Origin of the sequence: Peribacillus deserti (assembly GCF_016909175.1) — a bacterium.
Lineage (GTDB): Bacteria > Bacillota > Bacilli > Bacillales > DSM-1321 > Paraperibacillus > Paraperibacillus deserti.
Genome location: NZ_JAFBFI010000028.1, coordinates 1 through 12,307, shown reverse-complemented (window position 1 = coordinate 12,307; position 12,307 = coordinate 1). Strand labels below are relative to the sequence as shown.

Genomic DNA, 12,307 nt, shown 5'->3' with positions numbered 1-12,307 from the left:
CAATCAGACACCCGATCGGCAAAGGAATTCGCGGCAATAAGAGATCACTTTTTTATCATTTCCTGTTCCTTATCAGGAGCGAACCATTGCTTTATTTTCTCTGCATCGTCCGTGTCCAAATCTGTAATCACCGCCCGTGCCGGCCCAGTTCCCGAGATAACAGTCGCAATAATCGAATTTAGTTTTTTCCTGCGTTGAAGGAAGCCTGAATCTATGCGAAGTGCCTGGATTTTGGTTTTTTGAATGATATATGTATGTCTGGAAATCATTCTAAAGCGCAAAGATAAACATTCATCTGTTATTCGCCAGGCTGCATCCCGAAAACTCTGATAAGCCCAAAATATACTGATGATGATTAATAGCAGGGAGGCTAAACCCCAGGGAAATAGCAGCCATATCATTACGGCTGACAAGGGAACAGAAACATAAAGCTGTCTGGCAGCATATCGGATAAACGCCCGGGTCGGCAAGCCATTATTAGGTTCTTCAAATGAATATCCGGGAAGAAATTCACGCAGTAATTTCCGTAATTCATTCTTTTTAATTAAGGGAAATAACATTACCCGGGAATTCCCTTTTCCCGCGGCAGCTCCTCCGGCATAATACAAATAAACCGTAATATATCCAAATGGCTGCCGGATTATATTTTGGCTCATTTTAACGGCCTGGATTTTTTTAAATGGAATAGTCAACTGTCGTTTTTCAAACAGCCCGCTCGTGAGGATAAGATCGTCCTTTTTCTTCTGTACAGTTGAGTGAGCAAATTTAAAGACAATATGAATGGTCGCGGCTGCATAAGATAGGATGAGAGCTGCTGCTAATAGAAGCAGGATGTTAACCAGGCCTGAAGCCGCAAAAGATTCTATTCCTCTAAACACTCGATTATAGGGAATCACTTCCTGAAATTGAAGCAGTACAGCAGCAGCACCGGAAAATACGATTCCTACCCGTCCTGAAGATCCCGCAAAAATAAATAACTGCCTGAAAGCTAACGTATAGACAGGGTAATTTTGACTTTCTTCTAGTCGTTGTTCGATGATTTCTTCTTTTTCCTTTGAGATTATGCTGGTAATCGCCTCAGCTTCCTCCCTGGAGATGGCCTCAAGAATAACTTCAGGTTCATTTGACTTGTTTCCTCCAGCTGTTTCAACTTTTAAACTAACTAGATTGAAAAGCCTTTGGATTATACCCTGTGTAATATCTAGTGATTGGATTTTATTTATACGAATGTACCGTTTTTTTCGTATCAAGATGCCCTGCTCGATCAGAAACTCCCCATGATCTAGGGTATATGTAAAACTCCTCCAGCGAAGGACCCCAATAATAAAGCTCAGCAAAATGAATCCTGAACCGAATAACAGCTGTGACATGATCCCCTCTGGCCTGCTGCCTCCAAAGACAAAGACAATGAGATATGGCAGTATAATTCCCTTTAAGGTATTAAGAGTGTTAGTAATGGCAGCGGCTGGATGTAAACGTTTTGACTTAAACATCTTCCTCCTCCACGGTAGCCATTAATGAAATATACTTTCTTAACTGTTCAGCTTCCCTATTGTCTATGGCCGGAATCTCATGTGTTGTGGCAGCAGTTGAAATTTCTACAGAGGAGAGTCCATATTTCGCCAGAATGGGACCCTGCTTCGTATCCACATGCTGAACACGCACCATCGGGACTAGTGTCCTTTTAATAACAAACATTCCCTTCTGGATTTCTATCTCCTTTTCTCTAACCTCATATCTCCAATGCTTAAGCCTGAGAGACGGCAGTATAAAGACGGCTATTAATGTACATACCAAGGCTAAGACAAATAGCAGTATAGGAATCCATTTAGGTATATTAAATATTGCAGACAAGATAACAGCCCCGGCTGCAATTCCCCATTCGAGCAGCGAAAACAAAAAGCCGCTGACTCTCCATACCTGAATTGCTTTTTTTGATATCTGATTTTTCGGTTCCACTTTCACTCCTCAATTCTTCCAGTTCATCTACAGAGAGTATACTATATTTGCAAATGCCGGACACTTAAAGTTCTCACGAGAATATCCTCCTGACCGGCCATTTCAGCGGATAAAGCGGTTGGGCATCGTGATATATCTATAAAAAAACCTGCTATCAGTATTTAGCAGGTTTTCCCTTTTATCGGATTTCAAAACTTGCCGAATCGATGAAACGGATTTGCTTATATTCCTTCAAATCACGTACCAATGTAAACAACGCTTCATCCTTTTGTTTTGCTTCAATCATACAATCTATTTGGGGAACACTTCCCTTAATTTTTTCCAGAAATTCTAAGAACATAGAGCTGTCTACAAACTCAGCATGAGCTCTAAAGTCTTTTTGTGACCTTGGGCTCGAGATATGCATTTTGATTGGAAGCTTGGAAAACTTCCATGTATCTACTACTCTTGCCCAGCTGTCTTCCCAATGGTCCTCGCTCCTGTGATGTGCGAGATGATGATGATAATCAAAAACAAGCGGGATTCCCAGCTTTTCGCATAGATATAGCGTATCCTTTAACGTAAAAGTTGTGTCATCGTTCTCTAGCATGAGCATCTTTTGCAAAGGAGCGGAAATAAGCCCCCAGTTATGTATAAACTGCTCCAAGGCTTTTTCAACATCATTATATCCGCCCCCTACATGTACCACACATCTATGTTCAGGATCAATTCCCATCCCCCTTAACAGACCATTATGCATTTTCAATGTTTTGATTGACATGTTAAAAATTTCTTTGTCTGTGCCATTTAGAATAACAAAATGATCCGGATGAAAATCCACTCTATATCCCGGGTTTTTTTCAAGGAATAAATGGATATCCTCCATAGCCTTTTTCAAGGGGCTTAAATAGTTCCAGTGTGGAAGCTCCTCGTGATTGGCTAGAGGGATGATCCGTGAACTAAAACGGAAAAATTGTATATCGTGAGCGTAATTATGCTTTAAAAGGCGGAGACAGTTTTCTAAATTTGAAACAGCAATTCTCTCCAGTTTTCGTATAGCCGCTTCTCTGTCTGCTATCTTTGAAAATTGGGCAAATGTCATCGTTTTAGAAGGAGAAGCTTTCTGAACATGCATACTCATAGCTACGTATCCAAGCCGGACTATCGTCATTCTTATCCCTCCATTTTAGATATCTATAAGTATGTCCATTTACTGGGTTTAAATAGGCTTTTTATGAAAAGACTTTTGGTTTTCACACAGGGGATTTCGTTTTTAAGAGATGATCTCTGCTTTACTTTCGAAGGGTAATCTACGATGGAGGAATTTCATTTCTTTTAATCAGGGGATGAAGTGGTTTTGTTCAAAAACCGCATTGGAAATAATAAGGTTTTATACAAATAAAAGGGACCCCGGATGGGATCCCTTCACAATATATTAATATTGTTTATTTTCTCTTTTTTGGCCTTGACCTTGACCGCCTCTGCCAGCTGGTTTTCTGCCGCGTTTTTGACCATAGTCTTTGCGGTTGCTAGGTGCTGATCCTCTTCCGCTGCGTCCGCCGCCTCGGTTTCCTGAGTATCCGCCTCTATCCTTTTTGCTGAATGCAGGTGCTTCATCTGTTAACTTGATCGGCGTTTGATCCGGTTCTTTTGCCATAACCTTAATAACAGCAGCAAGCAGGTCTGTTGCATCATGCTTACTTAATAAATCCTCAGCGGTAGCTATATATAGAGAAAAATCTTCGCCTTCTACTGCAGAAAGAATTTTATCCATAACCGCTTTTTGCTGGCCTTCGATAGCTTCACTTAGGGTTGGCGGCTTCATTTTGTCCATTTTTTTCTTAGTTGTATTTTCAATAGCATTCAACTGAGATCTTTCTCGGTATGTTACAAAAGAAACAGCTTCCCCAGTTTTACCGGCACGGCCTGTTCTTCCGATTCGGTGAACATAGCTCTCTGGGTCTTGAGGAATATCAAAGTTGTATACGTGAGTAACACCTGAGATATCAAGTCCGCGGGCTGCAACGTCAGTCGCAACTAGTACGTCTACGTTGCCTTCTTTAAATTTCTTCAATACAGACATACGCTTCGCTTGTGTTAAATCACCATGAATTCCTTCTGCCATGTAGCCTCTTACATTAAGAGCAGATGATAATTCGTCAACACGTCTTTTCGTACGGCCGAATACAATCGCAAGCTCAGGCGTTTGAATATCAAGCAGACGTGTTAAAGTATCGAACTTTTCGTTTTCTTTTAATTCAATATAAGACTGCTTAATTTTTGAAACCGTCATTTCTTTTGCTTGCACTTTAACTACTTTAGGATCGTGCATGAATTTTTCAGCAATTTTACGGATTGGTGCCGGCATTGTAGCTGAGAACAATAAAGTTTGTCTGTTTTCTTCCGGAACCTCTGATAAGATGGATTCAATATCCTCTATGAATCCCATATTCAGCATTTCATCAGCTTCGTCCAGAACAACCGTGTTTACATTCCCTAAACGAAGCGTCTTGCGTTTAATGTGATCTAGAAGTCTTCCTGGAGTACCGACTATAATATGCGGCTTTTTCTTTAAAGCACGGATTTGACGGTCGATATCCTGTCCGCCATAAACAGCCATAACGCGAACACGCTTACCGAAGCCTAGTTTATAAAGTTCTTCAGAAACCTGGATTGCCAGTTCCCTTGTTGGTGCAATAACGATGCCTTGTACGTGCTCTTCATTAATCTCTATTTTTTCCATAAGAGGTATCCCAAATGCTGCAGTTTTACCTGTACCCGTTTGGGCTTGTCCGATAATATCAGATCCCTCGATAGCCAACGGGATCGTTTGTGCTTGAATTGGAGTTGCTTCTTCAAACCCCATTTTTTCGATTGATTTTAAAGTGGACTTATCCAGTCCTAATTCGCTAAACAATGTCAATTTTTTCGTACTCCTTTAGATATTTAAGATTTTTTTAAGATCTTAAGAAAAAGCTTTCTCATCATCGCCCAAAAGAATGGCTGAATTACATAAAAGGCATGTAATTTTTCACTTTTCAGGGGAAATACCATAACAGAAAAACTCGGGAATTTAGCCATTCCTTTAGGCAGGAGCGGCTGCGCTGAAATCTTTTTTGCTTATTAATATTTACGGCAATGCCGAGTTTTTTTATACATGAAAAAGGCCTAAAAGCGTTCATAAAAAGCGGTAAAGCTTCCAATCATATTATAAAGCCGCTCGCAGCGGCGAATAAGACCTTTTTCGCTAGGCCAATTCTAAAGTACTTCACTCTTCCCATCACGGGGAGAATCGAAAAGAAAAATCTCTTTCAAAAGAATAAAAGGCAGTAAATCAAATTCATAAACACCCCCAAAAGAGGCATTTATAAACTTCGGATTTTCTTGCCTTAAGAATATGTTAACAGTATAACAAACCCTTTGCAACTAAGGAAATTTTTTGCACTTGGCATATTTCCGGATGTTAACGCATACAAAAAGAAAAGAAAACTTATACCTCTAACTCCCGCAATGCCTTTAGGATTCTGTTAAAAATTTATATATTTCTTCAAACAGCCTATTTTTTTGTTTACAATGGCATATTAAATGCTTAGATTCATCCATCCATAACAAGCTTTTCTTATTAGAAGGAATAGAATGGAAAATATATTCAGCACTTCTAGGAGGAACGATCCCATCCAGACCCCCTTGAGCAATTAAGGCAGGAATTTTAATTTCATTAAAAATAGTTCGATGCGCTTTTACAAGTGTCCTGAATTGCCATACAGCAGAGATAGGTGTTTTAGTAATTTTCGTTTTATACCTTATATATAGCTCATGATCTTTTAACCGGCCTCTTAAAGCAGCTTTAACCAGATCCAGACTATCTGCTGCTATCTGCTTAGGATTGACATATAATGCTGCAGCACTCAGTAAAATCAGCTTTGATACTTCGTACTTTGCAGCCAAGTAGCAGGCTATGATTCCACCCATAGAAAAGCCGATTACATAAACTTCCTCACATTCACTTAAAAGCTGCATGAGCGCGTCTTCAGCCGTTTTTATCCATTCTGAATGTTTGATCCCTTTCAGTGTGGCTCCTTCACCATGTCCAGGAAGAAGCGGAACTGAAATCTTCCAGGCTGTCTTTTGTTGTAAATAAGCGGAAAGTGGTTCTACTTCAAAGGGTGAACCAGTAAAACCATGTAATAAAAGGCAGCCGGTTTTTCTATCACCAGCAATCATACTATCACCAGCCGGGTTCAATTTTATACATTATACCCGGGTAGCGGCAGTTATAATCAGGGCTTTGATTAAAGAAATAAGGAGATGGCCACACAAGGCCATCTCCTTATTTCTTACTTCGCATATGGATTTTTATAGCCTTCTTTTAGTTTGGCAATGGTTTCCTTCAGACGTTTGCCTTTCGTTTCCTGCCTTTTCGCTGAAACAATCCAGTCAATGTAAGACTGCCGGTAAGAAGGAGCGAGACCTTCAAATAGATCTTTTGCCTCCTTGTCAGATTCCAAAAGTTCCAGCAATTCTTGCGGGGGATCGTGCCTCTCATCCGCACTTCTCAGAACCGGAGCACTGGTACTCGTCATCACAGATTTTCTTCTAGCCGTACTTGTATCTTCAGATATCGGCCTGAAGCGGATGGCAGACCAATCGTCGTCTACAGCAATAGAAGCGACCCCTTCATACCCTTTTTTCTTCAGAACATCCCAGCCCTGATCACGAGATAGATCCTCGTATAATTTAGAGCTTTTTTTAGGATGAGACACCCAAAATAGCGCGCCAGCTTCCAGGCTGTTCAGCCCCTCGTCCATCCACAGATCAAGTTCAGCTGTGTTTCTGGCAAACATCTGGACAAACGTATACTTCCTGCCTTTTTCCGGCCTTAAATGAACCATTGTTCCCGGCATGATTTCAATATCTTCATCCGAAATATACTGCTCCGGTGAGTTTAGAACAAGCAGGGACATCCCTTGTTTAACCTGAAGCTTTTTTAAAATATCCCTCAGCATGGAACCGATCCTTTCAAAGATAAAATATTATTTACTCTGCAATGACTGTACCACGTGTTCAAGCTGCATGCCTCTGGATGCTTTAAAGAGAATTAAATCATTTGAGGAGACCGTCTTTTTTAAGTCTTCTATAAGCTCTGATTTGTTGTCATAGGCAGATACATGTTCTTCACTAAATTTCTGTTTAGCACCTTCAGCTATAAATTTCCCAAGCGGACCATATGTGTATACTTTGGAAATGGAAGCCGGGTCTATTAATTCTCCGATCTTATAATGAAAATCTTCCTCCTCCGGCCCCAGTTCAAGCATATCCCCCAGTACTAAGTATTTATGGTCAAATCCGGAAATTCCCGCTGTAAGTTCGATAGCCGCTTTCATGGAAGTAGGGCTGGCATTATAGGCATCATTAATAATAGTTTCCCCTTTTATTCCTTTTACCATTTCCATTCTCATAGCAGTAAGCTCGAGATTTTTTAGTCCTTCCTGTATTTTCGGGACAGGGACTCCCAGTTCCATAGCAGCTGAAATCGCAGCTAAGCTGTTCAGCACATTATGCGTACCAAGAACAGGAATAGTAAAGACTGTATCTTTTACTGTATTTATCTCAAACCTGGTTTCTGTTTGGCCAGCTTCAATGCTAATCGGAAACAAATCATTTGACTCAACTCTTCCAAAAGAGCAGCATGAAAAGCCTTGTGGATCTTTTAGGCGGCTTGAGAGCAACGGCTCATCTCCATGATATATAAGAATTCCATTTTCTTTTAGCCCATCTAATATTTCCAGCTTTGCTTCTGCAATTCCCTCTCTGGAACCTAGATCCAAAAGATGGGATTCCCCAATATTAGTAATGATTGCAATATCCGGACGAGCCAGTTCTGAAAGAAACGTAATTTCTCCCCTGCTGCTCATCCCCATTTCAAGAACAGCCGCTTCTGTATCTGGTGCCATAGAAAGAATTGTTAAAGGCAGTCCAAGGTGATTATTATAATTTCCCGATGTTTTGTGAACTTTAAAAACAGTGCCCAAAATAGCCGCGGTCATATCCTTAGTGGTTGTTTTACCATTGCTGCCTGTTATTCCAATCACTTTCATATTAAGCTCATTACGATAGCTTTTTGCTAGCGTTTGAAGAGCGGTCAGTGTATCTTCAACCACAATAATCGGTAAATGATCCGGCGGATTTGGAACATCCTTTTCCCAAAATGCAGCGGAAGCTCCATCCTGTATAGCCTGCTCAACAAAGTCATGTCCATCTTGCCGCTCCCCTTTAAAAGGAACAAACAAATTGCCTTTACCAATTTTTCTAGAGTCGATTGTAACCCCCTGTATTTCTGTATTCCCCAAAAATGCAGGTTCGTTTAATCCATTTACTATTCTATGAATGTCTAATAATGTTTTCTTAATCATGAAATCCTCCTGAAAATCCTGTCATTATTCTTCCAAATCATATAAGAAAAACAGGCAGAAGCCGGACGCCTGAGGGCTATCGCTTCTGCCTAAAGTATTACCTTAGCCTTCCTACATTAGAAAGTGTATTTGATTTTTTGTTTTTCTTCATGCCGTTCAACCGCGTATTTAACTAACTTCTCAATAAGCTCTGGGTATTCAACTCCAGTATGCTTCCACAGAAGCGGAAACATACTGAACGGAGTAAAGCCTGGCATTGTGTTTACTTCGTTAATATAAATGTCTCCATCTTCAGTCAAAAAGAAATCGGCACGCACAAGCCCTGAGCAATCCAGCGCTTTAAAAGCAGCGATCGCCTGTTCCTTCAACGAGTTGTAGATTTCTTCATTCAGCTCAGCTGGTATAATCATAGCCGTGTCGCCATCTTCATACTTAGCTTTGTAATCGTAGAAATCAGTTTTAGGAACAATTTCACCTGCCACAGAGCAATGTGGTTCATCATTTCCTAAGACACCAAGTTCTATTTCTCTTGCCTTCACGCCTTGCTCAATAATTATTTTTCTATCAAACTGGAAGGCTTCAGCAAATGCAGTTTCCAATTCTTCTCTGGATACACATTTGCTTATTCCAACACTAGAACCCAGGTTTGCGGGTTTCACAAAGCACGGGTACCCTATTTCTGATTCAACATTTTCGTAAGCAGCTTGGCGGTTTTTTTCCCATTCGGAACGGATAAACCACACATAACCTACCTGTGGCAGTCCGGCTTGAGCAAAGATATTTTTCATGATGACCTTATCCATTCCTGCGGATGATGCCAGAACGCCGTTTCCAACATAAGGAAGATTCAGTAGTTCAAGCATCCCCTGCACGGTACCATCTTCACCATTAGGTCCATGAAGAAGGGGGAAAATCACGTCAAAACCTTTATGATCTTCTGAGTCCCTGAGGGTAAGAGCTGTATCCATAGAAACCTGGCCTTTTTCAGCTTTGAATTCCAGTTCTTTAATCGTCTCAGCAGGTGCTGTCAATTGCGGACCATTAATCCACTCGCCTTGTTCAGATATGTAAATCGGGTGGATATCAAATTTATTTAAATCCAATGCCTTAATGACAGCCATAGCTGTTTGCATGGATACTTTATGTTCAGCGGATTTACCCCCGTAAAGCAGGCCCAGTTTAGTTTTCATTCTAAATACCTCCAATTATCTTTCAACAGACTCTATTGTAACATGTTCTCAATCAAACGAAAAAAGTTACCCATCTTTCTTATTACCTTTATTTATAATTCAATAACATCGTTTTTTCTAATGATTTTTGTTTCCTTTTTTTACATCATATGAAAAAGAAAGCCCGGGTGGTGCATGAGGCATTCTTATTTCATCATGACTTAAAAGCCGCCCTATAGAAGGCAGCTTCAGGATGACTTAATTGTATTTCATTAGGGCTGCTGCCATTTCCAGCATCGCCTTGCTTAGTTAATATGCCGAGGGTTCGAGCTTGAGAGCGTTCCGCGCTACTTGTTAACTTAATTAGAACCCACTAAAGAATCTTAATGAGGGGAAACGAATCGTAAGCCAATGACTCCAATAATAATCAAGCATAAAAACAGTATCCGCCGCGGCGCTTTCGATTCCTTAAAAATTATCATGCCTATTACCACACTGCCGGCGGCACCTATTCCTGTCCATACTGCATATCCAGTCCCCAGCGGAATCGTTAAAAGAGCTATCGATAAAAAATAAAAGCTGAATAAAGCGGATACTAGAGTTAACAAACTGTAAAAAGCACTCTTAAAACCATTGGAAAGCTTCATAAATACAACAAAGCCTATTTCACCTAACCCAGCGATAAGCAAGTAAATCCAGCTCATAATTTTTCACCTTTTTCTTCTGAAACATCGGTAGTAGTCATTTTAAGTCCGATAATTCCACTTAACAACACGATCAGAAAAACAACCTTTAGGAAACTAAGTGTTTCTCCTAGAAATATGCCGGCAATAACAGTCCCTGCAGCTCCAATTCCGGTAAACACTGCATAGGCAGTTCCAATCGGAATGGCAGTAATTGATTTTGAAAATAAATAAAAACTTATAACCATAAAAAGAACCGTTATGATGCTGGGCACTGCCTCTGTAAACCCATAAGAGTACTTTAAGCCGAATGCCCAAATAATTTCAGTCAATCCAGCAATCAATAGATAAATCCAAGCCAACCTATTTGCCCCCCTTCTTTCCTGAGGGAAGCCTAAAAGGACCCTCATCTTTAAAATGCTCTCTTAATTGATGAATTAAATAATAAGGCTGTTTTCGTAAACTTGGTTGCTATCATCCAAACAAATTGAGTGGTTGATTGCAGCGAAAGGATGCTCGGTTTCCGCGGGACGGGCGGTGAGCCTCCTCGTCGCTTAAGCGACTGTGGGGTCTCACCTGTCCCGCTTCTCCCGCAGGAGTCTCGCACCTGCAGCGAAGATCGACTCTTTATAAACCATTTTGGAATCACAATACCAGTTAAAAGCAACAATCTTTTAGAAAACAGCAAATAATAAAAAATGACGGCCAAAAAGATATTAGCCAGTCCCTTCTCCAAACAAACTTTAGTCTGAAGATTATCAAATATTAACTGCTGCGTCCTCTATTTTCGAAAAAATCTTCTACTATATTGGTTTACCTCTATCAAAAAGAGATAAAAATAAAGAAATCTGCTTGGGCGATTTAGCTATCCTCAATTAAATTGCCCTTATTCAAAAGACTAAGGATACATAAACATTATTGCTCTAGACCCACCAGGATTCGTTTGTTACTATTTTATATCGAGGTGAAAAATTTGGGAGCCAGAGAATCTATTGCAAAAAAAGTAGCTTGGATAAGCGTCTGGAGTAATATCATCCTAACACTGGGTAAAATTATTGTGGGCTTATATGCCAATTCTGATGCCGTATTTGCAGATGGAATACACTCAGCAGCGGATGTGTTTGCTTCAGTCATTGTCTTACTCGTCATAAAAATAGCAAATAAACCTGCAGACGAAGACCATCCATATGGTCATGGTAAGGCAGAAGTAATCGTATCAGGTGTAGTAGGGATCGTCTTATTATTAGTTTCCCTGTACATAGCTTATGAATCGATAGTTGGGTTCTTCCATCCAATCGAAACCCCAAATCTCATTGCAGTGTGGGTTGCTTTATTCTCATACGTTTCCAAAGAACTGTTATACAGGTACTCCATGCGTGTTTCCAAACAGCATAACAGCAAGGCAATTGAAGCAATTGCCTTTGACCACAAAGCTGATATTGTAGCATCCATAGCGGCAGCAGCCGGTGTATTCCTGTCTATCCTTGGAGGGAAATTCGATATCCCCATTCTGCTGTACGGAGATAAAATCGCCAGCGTATTTGTAGCCTTCTTAATTTATAAGATTGCAAAAGAAATGCTGAGAGAAGCCTTTCATATCCTGCTCGAAAGAAGTGTAGAGCCCGCTCTTCTGCAGGAATATACAGATTTAATCTGGAACTATACAGACGTCCGCAGAATTGATAAAATCCGGGCCCGGGAACATGGCCATTATATTCTAGTCGACCTGCGAATTTCCATAGACCATGACAAAACCATTAAACAGGGCCACGACCTTACAAGAGAAATCCGAAACGCCCTAATCAACAAATACGACAACATTGACGAAGTCCTTATCCACCTGAACCCCTACTATCCGGAGGATAAATAGAAAAGCGGAGAACGGTCCTGAACGTAGTGAAGGAGACACCCGACAAGCATAAGGCGAGCAGGCCGTGGGAAGCGCTCTTCTTCCCATGGACTGATTGACTTATGACTCGAGGGAGTCAGTTCGGAGCTGGACAACACGAAAAGCGGAGAACGGTGCCCGCCACTACAGACCTAATTTACATTGAATGTTTCACCTGTCTAATGACAATTCAGACAATAATAATGGCGGGCAGAC

General features: G+C 40.7%; 11 protein-coding genes. 1 reads left to right on the top strand and 10 read right to left on the bottom strand.

Features of this window, described 5'->3' with window-relative positions; genetic code table 11:
* Positions 1 to 44 precede the first annotated feature (44 nt).
* From JOC77_RS19450 to JOC77_RS19405, 10 genes are all read right to left on the bottom strand, one after another.
* A complete protein-coding gene (locus tag JOC77_RS19450) occupies positions 45 to 1,493 on the bottom strand; it encodes a PH domain-containing protein (RefSeq protein WP_204547505.1) in 1,449 nt (482 codons plus the stop codon).
* Positions 1,486 to 1,959, bottom strand: coding sequence for a PH domain-containing protein (locus tag JOC77_RS19445; RefSeq protein ID WP_338047252.1), 474 nt, complete (start codon positions 1,957 to 1,959; stop codon positions 1,486 to 1,488). Before JOC77_RS19445 ends, JOC77_RS19450 begins: the two co-directional genes overlap by 8 nt.
* Positions 1,960 to 2,137: 178 nt before the next feature.
* Positions 2,138 to 3,109 carry a UV DNA damage repair endonuclease UvsE gene (uvsE, locus tag JOC77_RS19440; RefSeq protein ID WP_204547483.1) on the bottom strand — a complete coding sequence of 324 codons (972 nt, stop codon included), beginning with the start codon at positions 3,107 to 3,109 and terminating at the stop codon, positions 2,138 to 2,140.
* Positions 3,110 to 3,373: 264 nt separating this feature from the next.
* On the bottom strand, positions 3,374 to 4,861 hold the full coding sequence (gene cshA, locus JOC77_RS19435; RefSeq protein ID WP_239558926.1) for a degradosome RNA helicase CshA: 1,488 nt from the start codon (positions 4,859 to 4,861) through the stop codon (positions 3,374 to 3,376).
* A gap of 593 nt (positions 4,862 to 5,454) precedes the next feature.
* Positions 5,455 to 6,162: an alpha/beta hydrolase gene (locus JOC77_RS19430; RefSeq protein ID WP_204547480.1), complete on the bottom strand. Its 708-nt coding sequence runs from the start codon at positions 6,160 to 6,162 to the stop codon at positions 5,455 to 5,457.
* A gap of 113 nt (positions 6,163 to 6,275) precedes the next feature.
* Positions 6,276 to 6,944: a YdeI/OmpD-associated family protein gene (locus JOC77_RS19425; protein WP_204547477.1), complete on the bottom strand. Its 669-nt coding sequence runs from the start codon at positions 6,942 to 6,944 to the stop codon at positions 6,276 to 6,278.
* A gap of 27 nt (positions 6,945 to 6,971) precedes the next feature.
* On the bottom strand, positions 6,972 to 8,351 hold the full coding sequence (locus JOC77_RS19420; protein ID WP_204547474.1) for a UDP-N-acetylmuramoyl-tripeptide--D-alanyl-D-alanine ligase: 1,380 nt from the start codon (positions 8,349 to 8,351) through the stop codon (positions 6,972 to 6,974).
* A gap of 116 nt (positions 8,352 to 8,467) precedes the next feature.
* Positions 8,468 to 9,541: a D-alanine--D-alanine ligase gene (locus tag JOC77_RS19415; protein ID WP_204547471.1), complete on the bottom strand. Its 1,074-nt coding sequence runs from the start codon at positions 9,539 to 9,541 to the stop codon at positions 8,468 to 8,470.
* 362 nt (positions 9,542 to 9,903) lie between these two features.
* Positions 9,904 to 10,224: a DMT family transporter gene (locus JOC77_RS19410; protein WP_204547468.1), complete on the bottom strand. Its 321-nt coding sequence runs from the start codon at positions 10,222 to 10,224 to the stop codon at positions 9,904 to 9,906.
* Positions 10,221 to 10,565 (bottom strand): DMT family transporter, encoded by a 345-nt coding sequence (locus JOC77_RS19405; RefSeq protein ID WP_204547465.1) that lies wholly within the window; start codon positions 10,563 to 10,565, stop codon positions 10,221 to 10,223. The genes JOC77_RS19410 and JOC77_RS19405 overlap by 4 nt, the downstream gene beginning before the upstream one ends.
* 611 nt (positions 10,566 to 11,176) lie before the next feature.
* Here JOC77_RS19405 and JOC77_RS19400 point away from each other — a divergent pair.
* On the top strand, positions 11,177 to 12,073 hold the full coding sequence (locus tag JOC77_RS19400) for a cation diffusion facilitator family transporter (protein WP_204547462.1): 897 nt from the start codon (positions 11,177 to 11,179) through the stop codon (positions 12,071 to 12,073).
* Positions 12,074 to 12,307 lie beyond the last annotated feature (234 nt).

Coding starts and splice junctions, on each gene's coding strand:
- JOC77_RS19450 (WP_204547505.1), bottom strand. CDS start 1,493: ATGTTTAAGTCAAAACGTTTACATCCAGCCGCTGCCATTACTAACACT.
- uvsE (WP_204547483.1), bottom strand. CDS start 3,109: ATGACGATAGTCCGGCTTGGATACGTAGCTATGAGTATGCATGTTCAG.
- JOC77_RS19430 (WP_204547480.1), bottom strand. CDS start 6,162: ATGATTGCTGGTGATAGAAAAACCGGCTGCCTTTTATTACATGGTTTT.
- JOC77_RS19425 (WP_204547477.1), bottom strand. CDS start 6,944: ATGCTGAGGGATATTTTAAAAAAGCTTCAGGTTAAACAAGGGATGTCC.
- JOC77_RS19420 (WP_204547474.1), bottom strand. CDS start 8,351: ATGATTAAGAAAACATTATTAGACATTCATAGAATAGTAAATGGATTA.
- JOC77_RS19415 (WP_204547471.1), bottom strand. CDS start 9,541: ATGAAAACTAAACTGGGCCTGCTTTACGGGGGTAAATCCGCTGAACAT.
- JOC77_RS19410 (WP_204547468.1), bottom strand. CDS start 10,224: ATGAGCTGGATTTACTTGCTTATCGCTGGGTTAGGTGAAATAGGCTTT.